Genomic DNA, 20,472 nt, shown 5'->3' on the forward strand with positions numbered 1-20,472 from the left:
GCCCGAGAACGTATGCCGCCCAGCCGGATTCGAGAGGCTGGGCGGCACACGTGTGTGGCCGGGTGTCAGGCGGACACTACGGCGTGATCTTCGTCAGGCGGGTGGACCAGTTTCCCAGCGACGTCCGCGTGCCGCCGCAGCTTCCGATCGGTGCGGTCAGGTACTGCCCGAGGGTGCACGTCTGGGCGATGTACTCCGACGCCATCCAGATCGAGCTGCCGTCGGTGACGGCCGCGCCGTAGTCGCCCCAGCGGGTGCGGATCGGCGTGCCGACGAACGCCTTGTAGCTCGTGAACCCGTCGGCCGGGCCGAGGCCCTCGCCGACGACATGGATCGGTCCGACCGTGCCCGAGGACGAGATCGAGACGTAGCCCGCGCTCGGGTAGTGGCTGGGGCCGGCGACGGTGAACGCCATGGCGCCCTGTCCACTCGGCAGCATCGTGATCGCCGGGTAGGTCAGGTCGCTGTTGCCGAGCGCGAGGTAGCCCTGCTTCTTGATCGAACCCCCGACCTTGCCGCTGCCGTTGATCTTCGGCTCGAGCGAGAACCAGGCGATGCCGGCCCGCAGCTCGCCGTCGACCCGCACCGCGGTGTCGAGGGCCCCCCACAGCACACCGTTGGTGAACCAGGTCTGCTGCATGCGGGTGTCGTTGGCGTCGAGGCTCGAGATGACCTCGTCATGGGCCGGCTCGTCCGCGGGCGCGAAGAAGAGCTGCCAGCACCCGGTCAGGCCCGCGACGACCGTCGTCGTGTCGTTGATGCACTGCCCCAACGGGAAGTCGCCGGGCTTCTGCTCCACCTTGGGCGGGAAGACGTACGTCTGGCTCGTGACCAGACGGTTCGTCACACGGACGTCCGGCGTCGCGGCGTTGAGAGACGCCGTGTTCGTCAGCGCCCACAGGCCGATGCGCCGTGCGGTACCGGTCGGGTTGCCGGTCTCGGAGCCGTCGCCGGCGACCGAGCTGAGCATGAACTCCGTGCCGTTGGCGTCGGTGGCGTACTGGTTGGCCGGTGACGTCGCGGGCCACACGGTGAAGCCGGGCGTGCCGGCCAGCTCGAGGTTGGGCACCAGGGTGACCCGGACCGAGCCCGGGTGGGCGGCGAGCTGCGCCTTGGAGAAGGCGTAGACCTGTGCGGCGTTGAAGTTCGGGCCGAAGAGGTCGTACTCGTTGGTCGTGATGTAGATGCCGTTCGCGTCGCCACCGATGTGCGGGTAGTCCTGGAAGCACGGGCCGTGCGTGGTGCCGTCGGTCGTGCAGCCGTGGTCGGGCGTACCCTCCGTCCCGTCGTTCTGCGCCGGGACGGAGTAGATGGTCCAGCTCCCCGTCGGGTCCCCGGTGTTCGAGACGGCCACGTCGATGGTGTTGCGGCCCGTGAAGTCGCCCGTCTCGGGCACGACGTGGAGGGTCGTGATGGCCACGACGAAGCGCCCGAAGTCGGGGTCGAAGTGGCAGATCGGGTCGATGACGTCGGGGCCCTGGAGGCCGGTCGTGCGGTTGATCGCCGCTGGGTAGCCGAAGAACGTGTTGAGGTCCTGCACCCCGGTGAGCGGCTGGGCGTGCGAGTCGTACACGCGCAGCACGCTGTTGACGGACTCGACGGTGAAGCCGTTGCCGACGCAGAGAGCCTGGTCGGGTGGCTCGAGCGAGAACTGGTTGCCGCCGTTGGCGAGGCGCTGGTCGCGATGGTTGAGGCCCTGGATGCTGGCCTGCACGGCCGGGTTGGTGGCCGCGACAGCACTGGATGCCACCACCGGGGCATCGAGCGGGTGCTTGGGGAAGATTCCGTGCTTGAAGTTCGGATCAGGCCGGGTGGAAGGAACCCCGGCCTCCTCGTCGTCGGGTCCGGCTCGCAGCTCAGGCTGTTGCAGCCCGTCGGCGCCAGCAGCGAGCGAACGGATGGATGTCGTGCCAGTGGATGGGACCTGGCGGGTGTCAGAAGGGGCGGCGTTCGCGGCTCCTGGCAGACTCAGCAGGGCTGCAGCGATGGCTGCGGCTCCGCCGGTGGCGATGGTCTTTCGCATGAGCACCTCCGAGGGGTATCTGCACCGACGCGTCGCGCGGGCCTCACTCGGGGTCGTTCATGCGGAGCGGAAGTCCACACGACTCCCGAGCGTACGCGCGGACGTGCTCCCCGGGACCGCTTTGGGGGATCTGCCCTCGAGGAGGACCCGATGACCGCATTCGCCCCTCGCCGCGCCGGACGGCAGACGCCCGAAGTGCGGCATCCGGTCGCCCGTGGTGGCTAGCCTGCCGCCACGGCACAGGGGGAGGGTGCGCGGTTCGCGCACGAGTCGGAGCGCCTCGTCTGGGAGCGGCTCAGTGGCACGGTGACGGACGGCACCGTCCTGCTGCCCAACCTGCGGCTGACGTCGCAGCGCAAGGACCACGAGCTCGACGTCGTCGTGCTCATGCCGGACGTCGGCATCGTCGTCGTCGAGGTGAAGGGCGGCAGCGTGTCGGTCGACGGGCAGGAACGGTGGTGGTCGGGCGGCGGCGCCCGGAAGAGCCGGGTGCGGCCCGTCGAGCAGTGCCGCGACGGCAAGTACGCCCTGCGTGAGTTCATCGAGGCCGACCCCCGCTGGAAGAACCACCGCAGCAGGGTGCGTTTCGGTCACGCGGTCGTCGTGCCCTTCACCGACGTCGCGGACGACTTCGCCACCACGGACTGCCCGCGATGGATGATCAGCGGCAGCCGAGACCTCGACGACCTCGCCGGGCGACTCCACGAGGTCGCAGCGCGCCAGACGAACGAGCAGCGCGTCCCGACCCGCGACGACATCGACCTCATCGTCGAGATCCTCGCGGGCAGAAGCTTTCCCGCGCCGGACATCGCGGCCGATGCCGATGACCGCGAGGCCGCGGCCGACCGGCTGACGCTCGAGCAGGCTGCCCTGCTCCAGGTCACCCGGCTCATCCGGCGCATGGAGATCCGCGGCGGCGCCCGGAGCGGCAAGACGATCCTCGCCCTCACCCAGGCGAAGGACCTCACCCGGGGCCAGGGCGACCGCAAGGCACAGCGGGTGGCGCTCGTCTGCTACTCGATCGGGCTCTCCCAGTACTTCAAGCGGCAGCTCGCCGGGGTGCCCCGCAACCACCAGCCCGCGTTCGTCGGGTCGTTCGAGGACCTCGCGAACCTCTGGGGCATCGACACGGCCTCGCACGACCGCAACGACGCGAGCTTCTGGGAACGCGACCTCGCGGCCCGGATGGCCGAGGTCGCGTCGGCGCTTCCCGAGGGCAAGCGGTTCGACGCGGTCATCGTCGACGAGGCCCAGGACTTCGCCGACCACTGGTGGCACCCGCTCATGAGGTCCCTGCGCGACGAGGACGAGGGCGGCCTCTTCGTCTACAGCGACGAGAACCAGCGCATCTTCGCCCGCTACGGCCGGCCACCGGTGCCGCTCGTCCCGCTGGTCCTGGACCACAACCTGCGCAACACCCAGCAGATCGCCAAGGCGTTCGGCCCGCTGGCCCCGACGCGTATGCGGCTGCGCGGGGGAGACGGCGCCGACGTGACGTTCGTGCCGACCGCCCTCGACGGGGCCATCGCGGCAGCCGACGACCAGGTCGACCTGCTCCTGGCCGCCGGGTGGCGCCCCGACCACGTGGCCCTGCTGACGATGGGGTCACGTCACCCCGCGCAGGTCGAGCGGCAGGAAGCCGACGGCCACGTCGGTTACTGGCGGTCGTTCTGGGAGGACGACGACGTCTTCTACGGCCACGTCCTGGGCTGCAAGGGCCTCGAACGGCGCGCCGTCGTGCTGTGCGTCAACGCGACGTCGACCGACCGGGCCCGCGAGATGCTCTACGTCGGCATGTCCCGCGCCACCGACCAGCTGGTCGTCGTCGGCGACCCCGACTTCGTCCGCGAGATCGGCGGCAACCAGGTGGCGGCGCGCCTCGGGCTGGAGCCTCGCTGACAGAGCCGTTCGCGACCGGTGCGGATGTCGAATCACGAGCTGGCCCAGCACAATTGGGATGCAAGTGCACATTCACCCCATCCGCAGGTGCCGCTTTCCGCAATCGCCATACCTGCCCCCGGCCCCGGGCGTAGCGTGCTGGGTTGCGGCATGTGCGGGCCCCCGCTAGGGCGCACCCGGCACCCGACGCCCGCGCCCGCAGTGGAGATGACATGTGGCCCAAGAAGATCAGCATCGCCTTGTCAGCCGGTTCTCTCGCAGCACTGAGCGCCCTCGCGTTCGCCGTCCCCACCGAGGCGGCCCGGCAGGGGGCCCAACGCATCAGGATCCTCGACGACTGTGATCCCACGTCGTTCAACGCAGCCTTCGGGCCCGGCGTGTGCGTCGGTGACGGGGAGACGAACGTCAACGCCTTCCTGGCCGAGCTCACCGCCACCAAGGCGGTCGAGGACTGGACGTTCAAGCCGTCCATGCTCAAGATCAAGGAGGGCCGTCCGGTCATCCTCGACAACCGCGGCGGGGAGACCCACACGTTCACGCTGGTCAAGATGTTCGGTGGAGGCTTCATCGCCCCGCTCAACGGGTTGTCGGGCAACCCCGTGCCGGCCCCCGAGTGCGCGACGACGCTGCCCAACGGCGATCTCGCCCCCCAGCCGCCGTCGCCGGTCAACGTCTTCGTGAACGCTGGCACCAAGGAGGCGTTCAGCACGGCAGGTCTCATGCCGGGCACGTACATGTTCGAGTGCTGCGTCCACCCGTGGATGCGGGTCGTCCTCACGGTGAGGTGACCCGGCGCAGCCCCCTGCGCCTCGTCCGAGGCGCAGGGTGGCTGCTACCTGCTCACATCCCCGGGATCTGCTGGGCCTCGTGGACCTCGATCTCGCAGCCTCCGGGCATGTTGAGGTGCGGGTGCCCCTTCGCGAGCTCGAGAGCGGCATCCATGTCGTCGGCCTCGATGATGGAGTAGCCGGCCACCTCACGGCTGCTCGGCGAGGTGCCGTCCTTGGTGACGCGCACGCCCCCGGCGAGGGGGGTGCCGAAGTCGACGAGTCCGTCGCCGACCCGGGCGGCCCAGGCGTTCCACTCACCCATGACGGCATCCATCTGCTCGGGCGAAGGGGGAGCGGCCTCGGCGGGCGTCACGGGGGCGTGGTAGATGAAGACGTACTTGCTCATGGTGATCTCCTTGTGCGGGTTGCTGGTTCAGATGGTGGAGGGGGCGAGGAGCGGCGTACGCCCCGAGAAGGCAGCCAGCCGGTCGAGGGGGCTCGCGTCGTCGTGCGCACCCACCTCTGCGGCGAACGAGCCGGACTCGCGACCGGCCGGGACGAGGCCCTCGGCGAGTGTCCTGAGGTAGGCGACGACCTCGTCCGAGAGCACCAGGGTCTGGCCGCTCGCCTGCGCGAGGTCCCACCCGTGCAGGGCGAGCTCCACGGGGAGGATGCTCGCCGCGAAGGCAGCGGGCATCTCGCTGCCTCCGGGCCCCGGAACGGTGCCCTCGAGGTCGACCGAGAGCCAGCCGTCGATTGCCTGGGCAGCCATGACGGACACGCGGTTCTCGAGGGACCCCTGCTCCGGGTTCACCACGGTGGTCCCGGCCATGGCACCGAGCTGCTCGAGTGACGCGAAGAGGTGCTCGACCAGCTCGTGGCAGGTGAAGTCGTCGCACGGCGTCTGCTTGCTGCGGTCGGTGTCGGTGAGCGCACGCAGGACCGGCTGGAGCCCGGCGAGGGCGGCCTCGGCCACGGTCACCGGCGTCATCTCGGCAGGGACGTTCGACCAGTCGTCCCGCCCGGCGTCTCCTGTGGCGGCCAGGCGCTGGAGACGGTCGAAGTAGTGGTTCCACCCCTCGGCGTGCATGGCCGCCTGCTCGGCCGACAGGCCCTCGTGCACCAGGGTCACGGTGGATCCGCCCTCGGCGGCCTCGATCGTCACGGTGACGGTGGAGGCGTCGGGCGGCAGCTCGTCGCTGCCCTCCCAGCCCCAGCCGAAGACGACGCGCCGGCCGGGCTCGAGCTCTCGGAACGTGCCGGCCGCGACGTGCCCCGGGGTGACGGTCCAGCGGTAGTCGCCGCCCGCGCGCAGGTCGACGACGGCCGAGACCGTCTGCCAGCGGCGCAGGCGCTCGGGCTCGGTGACCAACGCGAACGCCTCGTCGGGAGTGACGGGCAGGTGTGCGGTCTTGGTGAAACTCATCTGGTGCTCCTCATGGTGTGCGCGTCGGCGACGAGCTGGTCCAGCTCGTCGGTCCAGAACCGGTCGATCTCCGCCTGCAGGCGGCTGAGCCCGGACGGGAGGACGCGGTAGATGCGTTGTCGACCGACCTTCTCCGCCTCCACGAGACCGGCCTCGGCGAGGACGAGCAGGTGCTGCGAGATCGCCGACCGCGTGACGGTGAACTCCCCGGCGATCTCGCTGACCGTGAGCGGGCCCTTCGCCAGCAGCTGGAGGATGCGGCGCCTGTTGGGCTCTGCGGCGGCAGAGAGGGCGTCGATCACGAGTAAAACGTTAGTGACCACTAACGTATTTTGCAAGTGCGCTGCCGACCGGGCCCGGGGACGTCGACCGCGGCCCTTGCGCCCTCCGTCTGCGCGAGAGGAGCGTGCGCACATGGACACCGACCTCGAGAAGCTGTTCACCCGCGCGGCCGCCGAGGGGGCCCGCCACCGCGCGACCGTGGCCGATCGCCCCGTCCACCCCTACGCCGACCCCGTCGCCCTCGCCCAGGCGTTCGGACCTCCGCTCCAGGCGGGTCCGACCGAGCCCGCCCAGGTCGTCGACGAGCTGGTCGCGGCCGCCACCCCCGGGCTGGTCGGCACCGTGGGTCCGCGCTACTTCGGGTTCGTCATCGGTGGCTCTTCTCCCGCAGCCACCGCTGCCGACCTCCTGGCCACCGGGTGGGACCAGTGCGCGTACAACGAGGCGTTGTCACCGGCCGCGGGTGCCGCCGAGCGGGCCGCGGGATCGTGGGTCAGGCAGCTGCTGGGCCTTCCGGCGACGGCATCCGTCGGCTTCGTGACCGGGGCGCAGGCAGCGAACACCGTGGGGCTCGCGGTCGGGCGGCAGGGGGTGCTGGCAGACGTGTACTGGGACGTCGCGCGCGACGGGTTGTTCGGGGCGCCGCGCGTCGCGATCGTCGCCGGGGCCGAGCGGCATGCGACGATCGACCGGGCCGCGCGGCTGCTCGGGTTCGGCACGGCGAGCGTGGTGCCGGTGGAGTGCGGGACGCAGGGAGCCATCGACGTCGGCGAGCTGGCCCGGACGCTGGAGGCGGTGGCCGGGCGTCCCGTGGTCGTCTGCCTCCAGGCAGGCAACGTCAACACCGGCGCGTGCGACGACCTGCGCTCGGCGATCCCGATCGCACGGGAACACGGAGCCTTCGTGCACGTCGACGGTGCCTTCGGTCTGTGGGCGGCGGCGTCTCCACGGACCGCCCACCTCGTCGACGGTCTGGACCTCGCCGACTCGTGGGGTGTCGACGCCCACAAGTGGCTCAACGTCCCCTACGACTGCGGGCTCGCCATCTGCGCCGACGCGGCGCTGCACGCCTCGACGATGTCGTATGCCGCCGCGTACCTCACCGGGTCGGGGGCGGCGACGGACTTCGTCCTCGGCGACCTCACTCCCGAGTCCTCCAGACGGGCAAGGGGATTCGCGGTCTGGGCGGCGTTGCGAGAGCTGGGGAGCGACGGGGTGGCCGATCTCGTCGACCGGTCGTGCGCGCTGGCGCAGCGCATGGCCGGGCGGCTCCGTGCAGGTGGTGCGACGATCCACAACGACGTCGTGCTCAACCAGGTGCTCGTCAGCATCGGGGACCCCGCTGACACTGACGCGGTCATCGAGCGCGTGCAGCGGGACGGCACGTGCTGGGTCGGCGGCACCACCTGGCGGGGGCTGCGCCTCATCCGGGTCTCGGTCTCGAACGCGACGACGACGGAGGCCGACATCGACGCGTCCGCCGACGCGATCCTCGCCTCCGCGTCCCAGGGGTGACCCGCCGGGCCGCAGGGCCGGCGGTCGCCCAGGGGCAGGAGGGCGTCGACATCCCGTACGACACCCGACTGCGTCCTCCCAGCGATCGTCCAGTCATGCCCCAGCCAGACCTCAGCACATCCTGACCGTCTCTTGACCAACGGAGGCATAGCCGGCGCCGACCGCATCTCGTTGGACCCGGAGAGCGAGTACACGCGTGTAGTCGCTCGCCGGTCACCGGACCGAACGCCTCGGGGGTGTTCTCCTCCCAGCGGATCCAGGAGCTGCCCGCATGCCGACACCATCCACCCGTCAACGTTCCCGTGCTCTGCCACTCGTGGCGGCCGCCGCCCTGCTCGCTGCCTTCGGTGCAGCCGCACCGGCGCTCGCGGCGACCCCCGACTCCGGGTCCCTATCCGACACGAGCACGAGCGTCCAGTGGAGCGCTGGACCCTTCGCCGCTCCCAACGTCACCGGCACCGCCGGCGACGTCACGTGCGGGCCCGGGCTGTGTGACGACTTCGCACTGCACGTGGCCACGCCGAGCGGCTACGGCGACACCCATCAGCTGACGATCAAGGTCGGGTGGCCCACCGCTGCTGCCGACTTCGACGTCTACCTGCTCGACCGGAGCGGCGCCGTCGTCGCATCGGCAGCGTCGTCGTCCGACCCGGAGGTGATCGTGGCACCGCCGGCGAGCGGCGACTACACGGTGCGGGTCGTGCCCTTTGCGCCGCTCGGCGACACCGTCACCGGCACGGCGACGTTGACCGACCTGCCGGCCAACCCGCCGCCCGGCACGGCGACACCCCCGACCTTCAGCCAGTACGGCGCACCGGAGGGGTTCGCGCAGGCGCACGACGCCGGCGAGCCGTCCATCGGCAGCAGCCACAAGGCCGACGCGACCTTCTACCAGGCGCTCTTCGGCACCTTCAAGGCGAGCTGGGACGACAGCGTCTCACCGTCGCGGGTGACCTGGGCCGACGTGTCTGCGACGCCGTCCAACGGCTGCGCCACCGGCGGTGCCACCTCGCTCGACCCGATCGGCTTCACGGACCCGGCCACGGGCCGTGTCTTCGAGAGCCAGCTCGCCGGGAAGACGTCCCTCATGTGCTACTCCGACGACGCGGGCAAGACCTGGTCGCCCAGCCAGGGCGGCGGCCTCAACTCTGGCGTCGACCACCAGACCGTCGGTGGGGGTCCCTACTCTCCCAACGGCGTCGGCCCGCTGCCGACCTCGACCTACCCGAACGCCGTGTACTACTGCAGCCAGGACATCGCCGACGCCAACTGTGCGTCGAGCCATGACGGTGGCGTGACGTTCGGGCCAGCCGTCCCGATGTACTCCCTCCTCGACTGCGGAGGGCTCCACGGGCACGTCAAGGTCGCACCCGTCGACGGCACCGTCTACGTCCCGAACAAGTCGTGCGGTGGCAACCAGGCCGTCGCCGTCTCCGAGGACGGTGGCACGACGTGGTCGGTGCGCAAGAACCCGGCCAGCACCGTCGGCGACTCCGATCCCAGCGTCGGCATCGGCGCCAGGGGCACCGTCTACATGGGCTACCAGGCCGCTGACGGCACGCCGCGCATCGCCGTCAGCCGCGACAAGGGCAAGACGTGGACCGACGACCAGAACGTCGGCGCGGGCCTCGGTATCCACAACACCGTGTTCCCCGCCGTGGTGGCCGGCGACGACGACCGGGCCTCGTTCGCCTTCATAGGCACCACCACCCCCGGCAACTACCAGGACGCCGCGACGTTCACCGGCGTCTGGCACCTCTACGTCTCGACGACGTACGACGGTGGCAAGAGCTGGGTCACCGTCGACACGACGCCGAGCGACCCGGTGCAGCGCGGGTCCATCTGCACTGCCGGCACGACGTGCGGCAAGGACCGCAACCTGCTCGACTTCATGGACGCCACGGTCGACCGGACGGGCCGGGTCGAGGTCGGCTACGCCGACGGCTGCACCGGTGCGTGCGCCCAGCCCGGCGGCGCCCAGAACTTCGACGCGTACGCCACCATCGCCCGCCAGCAGTCCGGCAACACGCTCTACGCGGCCAACGACCCGCTGCCCAACCTGACGCCGACGGCACTGTCGGTGTCCAAGGCGAACGGGCTCTACGTCACCAACGCGACGGTTGCGAACAACGGCAGGTCCGTCGCCACCGGCGTCACGACCCGCCTCTTCGTCGACGGCGTCAACGCAGGCACGTCGGTTCCCACCGACCTCGTCGCCGGACGGTCGACCACGTTGAGCTTCCCGGGCGTACGCCTGGGCAAGGGCACCCACACCTTCGCGGTGCTGGCCGACCCCGACGGTCACGTGCGCGAGTCGAACGAGGCCGACAACCGGCGCCAGGCACAGGTCACCCGATGAGGGTGCGCGGCGCCCTGGTCGCCGTCGGGGCCGTCGCCGCGGTGAGCCTGCTCACCGGCTGCGCCGACGAGATGGAGGGCGCGATGGCGGAGACGGTCTCGGGCTCCACCTCTGCCGCCCTCGTGTGCGCAGCGGACGCGAAGCCGGTCGACCTGCCAGAGGGTTTCCCAGCGCAGGCGGCCCTGCCCGACGGCATGGTCGTGACCGGCGTCCAGGCACGCACCCAGGGGCGGACCGTGGTCACTGCCGTGTCACCGAAGCCGTTCGCCCAGACCCTCGAGGACATGCAGCACGCGTACACGACCCGTGGCTGGACGGCGTCCGAGGGGGAGGTCGAGGACCGCGACGCCGAGTCGAACTTCGACGGGAACGGCCTGCGTGGCAGGTGGGCGATCCGTGAGATCCCCGACTGCACGGGCAACACCTCGGTGAGCGTCCTGCTCGGCAAGTGACACCTCCGGCGGCGGGCGCGCAGGCACGTGCCGCCCGCCGCCGGCGGTCTCGATGGTCACCGGCTGGTGCCGTCAGGGCCGAGAGGCGGGACGATGGACGTGGCCGAGAGCACACGGCCTCGACCGGCACGGAAGGGCAGAGCGATGGGCGCCGAAGCCGACCCGACGAACACCACCACCAGCCAGGGCATCGTCGTCGGCTACGACGGGTCGCCAGGGGCGCGTCTGGCCCTGGACTGGGCGATCGAGACCGCGAAGCGCGACGAGCGCCCACTCACCCTGTTGCACTGCGTGGGTCTGACGATGACGCCGACCTTCCGCGCGTACGACCCCAACGTCCAGGCCCACACGTACGACGAGCTGTCGCGCGGCGTCCTCGCCGAGGCGATCGAGATCGCCTCGAACCAGCTGGGCCGCAACGACATCCACCCGTTGAGCGCCGTCGGCAACGCCTCCGCGGAACTCGTGGGTGTGTCGTCACAGGCAGACCTTCTCGTGACCGGGTCGCGCGGTCACGGCACCATCTCGTCGGGGCTGCTCGGCTCCACGTCGTATGCCGTCACCGCCCACGCGCACTGCCCAGCGGTGGTCGTGCGTGGCCCGTCCGTCGTCCATGCAGGACCGAACCACCCCGTCGTGGTCGCCTTCGACGACTCGAAGCCGGCCCAGACCGCCCTCCGGACCGCCACCCAGGTCGCGGCGGCAGCCGAGGCCGCGCTCCACATCGTGTCGGTGGACAACGTCGGCGGCCTCGAGGCGTGGCCGGAGACCGACACGATGCTCGGCCGTGAGGAGGTCGCCGAGTCGCTGCACCGCCAGGTCGAGAAGACGGCACGCGACGTCGCGGACGAGACACGACGGGCCCACCCGGGTCTCGACGTGCGCACCAACGTCGTCGGGGGAGCGGCCGGACGGGCGATCGCCGGCTACGCGACGGACGTCGCGGCGGGCCTGATCGTCATGGGCTCGCGCGGACACGGCGGCTTCACCGGGATGCTGCTCGGCTCGGTCAGTCACCGCGTCATCCACGACGCCCCGTGCCCCGTCATGGTCGTCCGCTGACCGGGAGGGAAGGGGCTACCGAGTGGTCTCGCGCCGAGCCAGTGCGATGGCTGTCTGCTCGGCGAGCCGAGTCACCGTCTTCTCAGCCGCAGTCTCGGCGGCCTGCGCCTCCCTGCGGCTGGCACCTTCGGGGTAGCTGAAACGCAATGAGAGCGAGAACGCTTGCGACGCCTTGCTGCTCGGCTTCCACCCCGCGAGTGTCGTGCCCTCAGGCAGCCATGCGGTCACTTCCCCCGGCATCGTGTCGATCCTCGACTCCGCCGATCCCGTGACGGACAGGCTGACCCGAACCGACATGCCCGTGGTCACGGTGAGGTCAGCCCGGTCGCTGGAGTACCGGGGCTTGCTGAGCCACCAGGCGCAGACATCGCCGGCGCGCGCCTGTTCGATGACGACCTTCGCGCCGGTCGTGCTGGCGATCACGGGCCTCATCAACGTCTGGCAGTCCTTCCCGGGCGCCGCCGGCGTCGTCCCCGATGAACGTGACTGGGGAAACGAAAGCTTCGGCACTGCACCGGCCACGACGTCGGGAAGGCGAGGCCCCAGCTGGCTGAGCGCCACTAGCAGGCCGAAACCGGCGAGGGCCTTGAGCGCGGACGGTCGCCGGCGGCGCGGGTGTGCCGTGGCGCGGTGTCGCTTCGCTGAGGTCCCGTTGCTCGACGGAGGGGCGCTGAGTACTGCGGGCACGGTGAGGTTCGTCGTCGACGGACCCCCGTCGGTCGGGACGTCGCCCGAGGCGGGCGGGTAGGTGTGGGCGATCTTGCGAGACAGGAGCTCGGCAGAGATCGCGTCCGTGGTTGCGGGCTGGCGTCGCAGCCACTTCGTCAGCCGGCCGTGCGGGACGACCTCAACACCGCGGACGCGCTGGGCGCGGAACGTTGCGCCGTGACGACCCGTGAGGGCGACGACCGGTACGACCGGCACGCCGAGGACCGTCTCCATCTCTCCGGCGAAGCCGGCCAGCTTGTCGAGCTCGGCGCCCTTGGCGGAGCTGCGGCCGGCGTGCTGCCAGAGGTTGTCGTCGTGCACGCTGACGCCGCCCGCCCAGTTCTTGGCATCGACGAGGAACACGCCGCCTGGGCCGACGACGACATGGTCGAGGTTCGTCAGGCCCGTGCCGGGTCGCAGCAGCCGGTCGTGGAGAACGACCCACCCCTCGGGCAGGTCCCGGAGAACACGCGCCACCCGGCGCTCACCCTCGGCGCCCGCAGCCCAGGCTCCGGCCCGTGCCTCGAGCTGCTCTGCCCGGCGCCGAGCCACTTCTTCCCGCTCTCGCTCAGCAGCCGCGCGCGCCCACAGCTCCTCCGCGCGCGTGCGAGCCGACCCACCGTCCGCCATGTCGTCTTCCCCTGTCCCGTGCCGCGTCGCGACTCTAGGGAACGACGAGCGGGTCCCGGGCCCGAATCGGCACAACTCGTGCTGATTCGGCCCGAGGCCGAGCTCCACAGGACCGCCGAGCCACACGGCATACGGCTGCGGGAGAGGGTGCGTGCAGCCCTCAGCGAGTCGGGGGACGCTGGAAGCCCGGGCGCCCGGCCGTGCCGGCGGCGCGCTCGACCGAGCGCCCCAGCCTGCCGACCGCCTGGCCGAGGGGGCCTGCGCCACGGTCACCGAGGGCAGGAGGCACGACGACGACCGGGCACCGCGAGGCGCGCGCGATGCGACTTCCGAGCCAGCGCGCACCCACCTCCGTCGAGCGCCCGGCGTCGATGACGACGAGGTCGGCCGAACGGCTCTCCTCGAGGAGCACCGCGCGCCGCTTGCCGCCGACGACCCGGGTCTCGACCACGTGGTCGTGTCCCAGGACCCGCGCAACGTCCTCGGCCAGCCGCGCCTCCTCGTCGGCCAGGGCCCGATCGTCGGAGACGACCGATGGCACCCGCCCGCCGGTCGCGGTCTCGGGAGCGTGGGGCCGCCAGGCGCGCACGGCAACGACCCGTCCGCCGCGGACCGACGCCTCTTCGACGGCCCAGCGCAGCGCACCGGGCGACCCGCTCGTGGGGCTGACCCCGACGACGATCGTGTAGGTGCGGCCCAGCGCGGCGATGTTCATGCCCGCGCTCCCGACTCCTCCGTGACCTTGCTCAACGGGTCGGCGATGTCCTCGAGCGACTTGCGCTCGGCGTCGATGCCGATGGCGAGGGCCACGACACCACCGATGATCATGATGACGGCGCCCGCGACGTAGCCCCACGTCAGCGGCATGCGGTCCTTGCCCTCACCGATGAGCGTGCCGTAGAGCACCGGCGCGACGGCACCGGCGCACTGGGCGATGACGAAGAAGTACGAGATGGCCTGCCCGCGCACCTCGAGCGGGAAGATCTCGCTGACCGTCAGGTAGGCGGCGGACGCGCCGGCCGAGGCGAAGAAGAACGACACGCACCAGAAGATCGTGTGGGTCGTGGCGCTCAGCGCCTGGGCCTGGAAGAGCCACGCCGACACGAGCAGCACGACGCCGGCCACCGTGTAGGTGAAGAAGATCATCTTGCGGCGACCGATGGTGTCGAAGAGGTGGCCGAGCAGCAGCGGGCCGAGCAGGTTGCCGGCCGCGAAGGGCAGGAAGTAGAGCGAGGTCCCGGCCTTGTCGATCTGGTAGAAGTTCGTCAGCACCAGCGCGTAGGTGAAGAAGATGGCGTTGTAGAGGAACGACTGCGTGACCATCATCGTGAGCCCGAGCACCGTGCGCCTGCCGTAGCGGCGCACGAACACGTCCCAGAGCACCTTCGGGCCCATGGCGTCCTCGGGCTTGACGAGGATCGCCTTGCTCTCGTCGACCTCGGACAGCTCGCCGCCTTCGCGGCGCACCCGCTCCTCGATGTCGTCGACGGTGCGTTCGGCCTCCTCGGCACGGCCGTGCGTGAGCAGCCAGCGTGGGCTCTCCGGGATGTGGCGACGCAGGTAGATGATCGACAGGCCGAGGAGCGGTCCGATGAAGAAGGCGAGGCGCCAGCCGAGGTTCTCGGCCACGTTGTCGGGGTTGAGCAGGTAGAGGTTCGCGAGGGCGCCGAAGAAGGCGCCGAACCAGTAGGTGCCGTTGATCGCGATGTCGACGCGGCCGCGGAAGTGCGACGGGATCAGCTCGTCGATGGCGGAGTTGATCGCGGTGTACTCGCCGCCGATGCCGAGGCCGGCGATGAAGCGGAACACCCACAGGAAGCCCATGTTGGGTGCGAAGCCGGCGAGGCCGGAGCCGATGAGGTAGATCACCAGGGTGATGATGAAGAGCTTGCGGCGGCCCCATTTGTCGGTGAGCCTGCCGAACGTCAGCGCCCCGACGACCTGACCGAGGAGGTAGATCGTGCCGGTGAGCCCGACCTGGGCGGCCGACATGCCGAGCGACTTCTGGAAACCCGACTCGGAGACGATCTGGATCTCGAGACCGTCGAGGATCCACGAGATGCCGAGACCGATGACGACGGACCAGTGGAACTTCGTCCACGGCAGGCGGTCCATGCGCGCCGGCACCAGACTCCGGATGGCACCGTCCGTGCGTTGCTGTGCGACAGCCTCGCTCATCACATCTCCTTTGATCGATCGCTCCAACCGTCCGGTGCGGTCGTGCGGCGCCACGTCCTCACCGTCCGGGTCCGTACCCCGTGCGGCACCGCGAGCAACGCATTCGTCGCAATGCGCCCATCGGGTATGCCGTCGCACCCGCTGCCGTGGGTACGTGACAGTCGCAGGACGGGTGAGGAGCCCGTCGGCGTGACAGCAGGAGGGGCGCCATGCCGGCCAGGAAGCGATCGGGCAGCACCGACCTGCCCTCGACCCTCGAACGGTCGTCGAAGAAGGCGCAGGACACGTGGCTGGCGACGCACGACGCCGCAGTGGAGCAGTACGGCGAGGGGGAACGGGCCCACCGCACCGCGTTCGCGTCGCTCAAGCACTCCTTCGAGAAGGTCGGTGACCACTGGGAGGAGAAGGCGGAGAAGGGGCCGAGCGACGTGCAGGCTGCGCGGCGTGGCGCCGATGCACGGGCCCATCTCGACGACGGGGACTCCGCGGGGGGCGTCGACGCGAACGCCTCGAAGGCGCACCTCTACGAGATCGCCAAGCGCCTTGGCGTGGCAGGGCGCTCGCGGATGAGCAAGGACGAGCTCGTCGAGGCGATCCAGCGTGCCAACGACCGGGCGACGGCGGCTGCACGCGACTGACGGAAGGTCTCGCCCACCGCTCCCGACAGTTCTACGCTGATCTGTTGGGCCGCCACGGAGACGGCCGGTGCGGTGGGGTGACCACGCCGCCACCGCGGAGGAGTGAGCCATGTCGGTGTCACGAGCACGGAATGGATCTCGGGCGGTAGCAGGACTCGGGGCGGCGGCACTCGTCGCCGCCGCTGCGCTGGCCACGGGAGTGGCGGCCACGGGGGCGTCGGCCGCGGGCGCGATGACGACCTACCTGGTCGTCTACCGGAGCGGGGCCGCGACTTCGGGGGCAGCGGCGGACGTGGGCGCCGCCGGCGGCCAGGTCGTCGCGAACTACGCGCCGATCGGTGTCGTCGTCGCGCGGTCGACGAGCGTCGACTTCGCGGCGCGGATGAGGACGGCCAGCAGCGTGGAGGGCGCCGTCGCGACCACACGGTTCGCCACCTCGGTGGGTGGCGGGGGAGCAGCCGGCACGGCCACGGCCAGTGCCGCGACCAGCAGCGCCGCGGGCGCTGCGACGGGCGCCATCCCGCTCGGCGACCCCCTCTCGAGCAGGCAGTGGGACATGGACCAGATCCGCGTCGGCAACGCCCACAGGCTGACCACCGGGAGTCCGTCGGTGCTCGTCGGCGACATCGACACCGGTCTGGACTACACGCACCCTGACCTGGCAGCCAACGTCCGCGACGACGCCAGCGCCAACTGCGTCAGCGGCGTGGCGGTGCCCGGCAAGGTCGCCGCGAACGACGACAACGGCCACGGCACCCACACGGCCGGCACGATCGCGGCCGCGGCCAACGGGATCGGCATCGTCGGTGTCGCTCCGTCGGTGAGGATCGCCGGCATCAAGGCGGGCAACGCCGCAGGGTTCTTCTTCCCCGAGGCCGTCGTCTGCTCGTTCATGTGGGCGGGCGACCACGGCGTCGACGTCACGAACAACAGCTACTTCGCCGACCCGTGGCTCTTCAACTGCAAGAACGACCCCGAGCAGCGGGCCATCTGGAACGCCGAACGCCGCGCCATCAGGTACGCCCAGAACAAGGGCGTCCTCGTCGTCGCGGCCGAGGGCAACCAGGCAGACGACCTGTCCCACCCGACCCAGGACCAGACGAGCCCGGACGACACGACTCCCGTGACGCGAGACATCACCAACGCGTGCGCTGTCGTGCCGACGGAGGTCCCCGGTGTGGTCGGCGTCAGTGCGACCGGCAACCTGCGGATGAAGTCGTTCTACTCGTCCTTCGGGACGTCGTCGGTGGACGTCGCCGCACCCGGCGGGGACTCGATCCTGCAGCTGACCCAGACGGCCCCGAACGGCCGTGTCCTGTCGACCTGGCCGGCGGCCCTGCTCAACGCCACCTGCCTGGCGTCGCGCCGGGTCGTCGACGCCAGCGGCGCCACGTACTGCTACCAGCAGGGCACGTCGATGGCCTCGCCGCACGCGGTGGGTGTCGCCGCGCTCATCGCGAGCCGCACCGGGCAGAGCGGCAGCGTCCTGGCCGCGGCGCTGCAGCGGGCGACCAACCCGATCGCCTGCCCCGCGGACGTGACGCCGTACGCGTTCTTCCCGGCCCTCGACGGCGGTGCCCTCCAGCAGTGCCAGGGCGGCATCGGCCACAACAGCTGGTTCGGCTCGGGGGAGGTCGACGCCCTCAAGGCCGTCGGCTGACCCAGCCCGTATGCCGTCGGGTCGGGTCGCGCAACCCCGGCCCCACCCGACCCGGCGGCATACGCGGGGGCCTGGCGGCCCGTCCGGGTGGTGCCTGTCAGGCGTGCTCGTCCAGCTCGGCCGCCACGGCGTCGGCGGCCGCGTGCAGAGGCCCGACCGCCTTGGCGATCATGCCGTCACCCATGCGCGGCTGCGGCCCCGAGATCGAGAGCGCGAGCCGGTGCTCCCCCGGCACGGCGACGGCGACGCAGCGCACACCGAGCTCCTGCTCCTCGTTGTCGAGGGCGTAGCCGCGCTCGCGAGTGCGTTCGAGCTCCTCGATGAACGCGTCGGGGGTGGTGATCGAGTGCTCCGTGCGGGCGTCCATGCCGGTGCGGGCGAGCAGGGCGCGCACCTGCGCGGCGTCGACGTTGGCGAGGATCGCCTTGCCGACGGCCGTCGTGTGCGGGTTGACGCGGCGGCCGACCTCGGTGAACATCCGCATGGAGTTCTGCGAGGGCATGACCTGGCCGACGTAGACGATCTGGTCGCCGTCGAGCACGGCGAGGTTGACCGACTCGCCCACCTTCGCGACGACGTCGGCGAGGTGGGGGCGTGCCCAGGTCGCGAGGCGCCGGGAGGTGAGCTCGCCCAGCCGGATGAGGCGGGGCCCGAGGGAGTACTGGCGTGACGGTTCCTGGCGGACGTACCCGAGGTCGACGAGCGTGCGCACGAGCCGGTGGATCGTGGGCAGCGGCAGCCGCGTGTCGGACGCGAGCTGCGAGAGGCTGATCACGCCGCCGGCGTCGGCGATGGTCTCGAGGATCGCGAAGGCGCGGTCGAGCGACTGCACCCCACCCGTGCTGCGGGTCGTGCCGGACGCCTTCGCCGACGAGGCCGCGCTGGAGCGGGCGCTCGACGCGGCGCTGGATATCGACGTGCGTGCCGGCATGGGCCTGCCTCTCGAGGGTCTTCGTCTCACCGGGGAACCACTGTTTGTGAGAAGTAATTTCCGTATGATGAAATCATACCGAGCGTGCCCACCGAAAGGGCAGGGCCACGTTCGGTCCAAGTCTTGCAGGACACCCGGCAGAGCAGCCGACGCACCGGCCGCGTGTCCCGGTCCCGTCACGGTCTCGCCACACGGAGGAGCGCTCATGCCAGCCACGTCGATCACGGTCTCCGGCCCGCACGTCGATCGCCAGGACGAGGTCCTCACGGCCGGCGCGCTCGACTTCGTGACCGAGCTCCAGCGCCGCTTCGGGGCCCGACGCGACGAGCTGCTCGCTGCCCGGTCCCAGCGCCGGGCTGCCCTCGCGGCTGGTGCCGGTCTCGACTTCCTGCCCGAGACCGTCGAGGTGCGCACGTCCGACTGGACCGTCCCGCCGCCGGCCCCGGGCCTCACGGACCGGCGGGTCGAGATCACCGGACCCACCGACCGCAAGATGTCGATCAACGCGCTCAACTCCGGTGCGAGGGTGTGGCTCGCCGATCTCGAGGACGCCAACACGCCGCACTGGGCCAACGTCGTCGGCGGCCAGGTCAACCTGACCGACGCCGTGCGGGGCACCATCGCCTTCACGAGCCCCGAGGGCAAGGAGTACGCCCTGCGCGACGCTGCCGCGACTCCGGTCATCGTGCCCCGTCCCCGCGGATGGCACTTCGTCGAGGCGCACCTGCTTCTCGACGGCCGGCCCGTCGTCGCCGCCCTCGTGGACTTCGGACTCTTCGCCTTCCACAACGCCCGCGAGCTCGTCGAGCGCGGCCGGGGCCCGTACTTCTACCTGCCCAAGACGGAGTCGCACCTCGAGGCACGGCTGTGGAACGACGTCTTCTCCCACACCGAGCAGGTGCTGGGCCTCGACCACGGGACGATCCGGGCAACGGTGCTCATCGAGACCATCACCGCGGCCTTCGAGATGGACGAGATCCTCTGGGAGCTGCGTGAACACGCCGCGGGCCTCAACGCGGGCCGCTGGGACTACCTCTTCTCCGTCATCAAGAACTTCCGTGACGCGGGCCCTGCGTTCACGCTGCCCGACCGCAACGACGTGACGATGAACGCGCCGATGATGAAGGCCTACAGCGACCTGCTCGTCGCGACCTGCCACCGCCGTGGCGCGATGGCGATCGGCGGCATGGCCGCGTTCATCCCGAGCCGGCGCGACGCCGAGGCCAACGAACGCGCCTTCGCCAAGGTCCGCGAGGACAAGTCCCGTGAGGTGGCCGCCGGCTTCGACGGCTCGTGGGTCGCCCACCCCGACCTCGTGCCGCTCTGCGCCGAGATCTTCACCGAGACGCTCGGCGACCGCCCCAACCAGCTCGAGCGCCGACGCGACGACGTCTCGGTCTCGGCGAGCGCCCTGCTCGACGTCGCCTCGACGCCGGGCGAGCGCACCCTGGCGGGCCTGCGCGCCAACGTGTCCATCGGCATCCAGTACCTCCGGGCGTGGCTGTCGGGCAACGGCGCAGCAGCCATCGACAACCTCATGGAGGACGCCGCCACCGCCGAGATCTCCCGCTCCCAGGTGTGGCAGTGGGTCCACAACGACGTCGTGCTCGCGTCCGGCGAGACGGTGACCGCCGAGCTCGTCCGCGACGTCGTCGACGAGGAGGTCGCGGCGCTGCGCGGGCGCGTCGGGGCGGAGGCGTTCGACGCCGATCCGACGTGGGTGACGGCGCGACGGCTCTTCGAGGAGTCTGCCCTCGGCGAGACCTTTCCCGACTTCCTGACCCTGCCGGCCTACGACGCCGTGCTCACTGCTGAGCGCCCCTGACGCAGACCGAGGCGGGACCGGCGTCCGCGGCGCTAGCTGTGATGTCCAGCCAGGTTGTCCAGCCTGGTGATGGGTGCGACTTTCCCGATCGCTGAGTGGGGCCGGTGGTGGTTG

The 20,472-nt window shown here is 71.0% G+C and carries 17 protein-coding genes and 1 pseudogene; 10 read left to right on the plus strand and 8 right to left on the minus strand.

Going from position 1 to position 20,472, the window contains the following annotated elements; all coding sequences use genetic code 11:
* Window positions 1-76 precede the first annotated feature (76 nt).
* Entirely contained in the window at window positions 77-2,023 is a 1,947-nt protein-coding gene (locus tag ACFQ2V_RS14735) for a hypothetical protein (protein ID WP_386053599.1), read from the minus strand.
* Window positions 2,024-2,302: 279 nt separating this feature from the next.
* Between ACFQ2V_RS14735 and ACFQ2V_RS14740 the strand changes: the two are divergent.
* From ACFQ2V_RS14740 to ACFQ2V_RS14750, 3 genes and pseudogenes are all read left to right on the plus strand, one after another.
* A pseudogene (locus ACFQ2V_RS14740) lies at window positions 2,303-2,617 on the plus strand (nuclease-related domain-containing protein); the annotation flags it as partial.
* 1,005 nt (window positions 2,618-3,622) lie between these two features.
* Window positions 3,623-3,922: an ATP-binding domain-containing protein gene (locus tag ACFQ2V_RS14745; RefSeq protein ID WP_386053616.1), complete on the plus strand. Its 300-nt coding sequence runs from the start codon at window positions 3,623-3,625 to the stop codon at window positions 3,920-3,922.
* Window positions 3,923-4,134: 212 nt separating this feature from the next.
* Window positions 4,135-4,710 carry a hypothetical protein gene (locus ACFQ2V_RS14750; protein WP_386053600.1) on the plus strand — a complete coding sequence of 192 codons (576 nt, stop codon included), beginning with the start codon at window positions 4,135-4,137 and terminating at the stop codon, window positions 4,708-4,710.
* Between the two features lie 52 nt (window positions 4,711-4,762).
* Here ACFQ2V_RS14750 and ACFQ2V_RS14755 read toward each other — a convergent pair whose 3' ends face one another.
* Genes ACFQ2V_RS14755 through ACFQ2V_RS14765 form a run of 3 tightly spaced genes read right to left on the minus strand, consistent with a single transcriptional unit; the run spans window position 4,763 to window position 6,420 of the window.
* Window positions 4,763-5,098, minus strand: a complete 336-nt coding sequence (locus ACFQ2V_RS14755; RefSeq protein ID WP_386053601.1) for a YciI family protein — start codon at window positions 5,096-5,098, stop codon at window positions 4,763-4,765.
* Between the two features lie 27 nt (window positions 5,099-5,125).
* Window positions 5,126-6,118 (minus strand): TIGR03086 family metal-binding protein, encoded by a 993-nt coding sequence (locus ACFQ2V_RS14760; RefSeq protein WP_386053602.1) that lies wholly within the window; start codon window positions 6,116-6,118, stop codon window positions 5,126-5,128.
* Window positions 6,115-6,420, minus strand: a complete 306-nt coding sequence (locus ACFQ2V_RS14765) for an ArsR/SmtB family transcription factor (protein ID WP_386053603.1) — start codon at window positions 6,418-6,420, stop codon at window positions 6,115-6,117. The genes ACFQ2V_RS14760 and ACFQ2V_RS14765 overlap by 4 nt, the downstream gene beginning before the upstream one ends.
* A 112-nt stretch (window positions 6,421-6,532) precedes the next feature.
* Here ACFQ2V_RS14765 and ACFQ2V_RS14770 point away from each other — a divergent pair, with 112 nt between their 5' ends.
* The 4 genes from ACFQ2V_RS14770 to ACFQ2V_RS14785 all read left to right on the plus strand — a co-directional run bounded on the left by ACFQ2V_RS14770 (window position 6,533) and on the right by ACFQ2V_RS14785 (window position 11,788).
* Window positions 6,533-7,915, plus strand: coding sequence for a pyridoxal phosphate-dependent decarboxylase family protein (locus ACFQ2V_RS14770; protein WP_386053604.1), 1,383 nt, complete (start codon window positions 6,533-6,535; stop codon window positions 7,913-7,915).
* 316 nt (window positions 7,916-8,231) lie between these two features.
* Window positions 8,232-10,274, plus strand: a complete 2,043-nt coding sequence (locus tag ACFQ2V_RS14775; RefSeq protein ID WP_386053605.1) for a CARDB domain-containing protein — start codon at window positions 8,232-8,234, stop codon at window positions 10,272-10,274.
* Entirely contained in the window at window positions 10,271-10,726 is a 456-nt protein-coding gene (locus ACFQ2V_RS14780) for a hypothetical protein (protein ID WP_386053606.1), read from the plus strand. The genes ACFQ2V_RS14775 and ACFQ2V_RS14780 overlap by 4 nt, the downstream gene beginning before the upstream one ends.
* Window positions 10,727-10,870: 144 nt before the next feature.
* Entirely contained in the window at window positions 10,871-11,788 is a 918-nt protein-coding gene (locus ACFQ2V_RS14785; RefSeq protein ID WP_386053607.1) for a universal stress protein, read from the plus strand.
* 15 nt (window positions 11,789-11,803) lie between these two features.
* Here ACFQ2V_RS14785 and ACFQ2V_RS14790 read toward each other — a convergent pair whose 3' ends face one another.
* The 3 genes from ACFQ2V_RS14790 to ACFQ2V_RS14800 all read right to left on the minus strand — a co-directional run bounded on the left by ACFQ2V_RS14790 (window position 11,804) and on the right by ACFQ2V_RS14800 (window position 15,241).
* Window positions 11,804-13,126 (minus strand): nuclease-related domain-containing protein, encoded by a 1,323-nt coding sequence (locus ACFQ2V_RS14790; protein WP_386053608.1) that lies wholly within the window; start codon window positions 13,124-13,126, stop codon window positions 11,804-11,806.
* Between the two features lie 160 nt (window positions 13,127-13,286).
* Entirely contained in the window at window positions 13,287-13,841 is a 555-nt protein-coding gene (locus tag ACFQ2V_RS14795) for a universal stress protein (RefSeq protein ID WP_386053609.1), read from the minus strand.
* Window positions 13,838-15,241: an MFS transporter gene (locus tag ACFQ2V_RS14800; protein WP_386053617.1), complete on the minus strand. Its 1,404-nt coding sequence runs from the start codon at window positions 15,239-15,241 to the stop codon at window positions 13,838-13,840. Before ACFQ2V_RS14800 ends, ACFQ2V_RS14795 begins: the two co-directional genes overlap by 4 nt.
* Window positions 15,242-15,513: 272 nt before the next feature.
* On the opposite strand from ACFQ2V_RS14800, the gene ACFQ2V_RS14805 reads away from it, so the two are divergent.
* Window positions 15,514-15,942, plus strand: coding sequence for a ChaB family protein (locus tag ACFQ2V_RS14805; protein ID WP_386053610.1), 429 nt, complete (start codon window positions 15,514-15,516; stop codon window positions 15,940-15,942).
* A gap of 109 nt (window positions 15,943-16,051) precedes the next feature.
* Window positions 16,052-17,602 (plus strand): S8 family serine peptidase, encoded by a 1,551-nt coding sequence (locus ACFQ2V_RS14810; RefSeq protein ID WP_386053611.1) that lies wholly within the window; start codon window positions 16,052-16,054, stop codon window positions 17,600-17,602.
* Between the two features lie 97 nt (window positions 17,603-17,699).
* On the opposite strand, the gene ACFQ2V_RS14815 is transcribed toward ACFQ2V_RS14810, so the two are convergent.
* A complete protein-coding gene (locus ACFQ2V_RS14815) occupies window positions 17,700-18,533 on the minus strand; it encodes an IclR family transcriptional regulator (RefSeq protein WP_386053612.1) in 834 nt (277 codons plus the stop codon).
* A gap of 205 nt (window positions 18,534-18,738) precedes the next feature.
* Between ACFQ2V_RS14815 and aceB the strand changes: the two genes are divergently transcribed.
* Window positions 18,739-20,358, plus strand: a complete 1,620-nt coding sequence (gene aceB, locus ACFQ2V_RS14820; RefSeq protein WP_386053613.1) for a malate synthase A — start codon at window positions 18,739-18,741, stop codon at window positions 20,356-20,358.
* Window positions 20,359-20,472: the final 114 nt, after the last annotated feature.

This window comes from Terrabacter terrigena (assembly GCF_042676085.1).
Lineage (GTDB): Bacteria > Actinomycetota > Actinomycetes > Actinomycetales > Dermatophilaceae > Terrabacter > Terrabacter terrigena.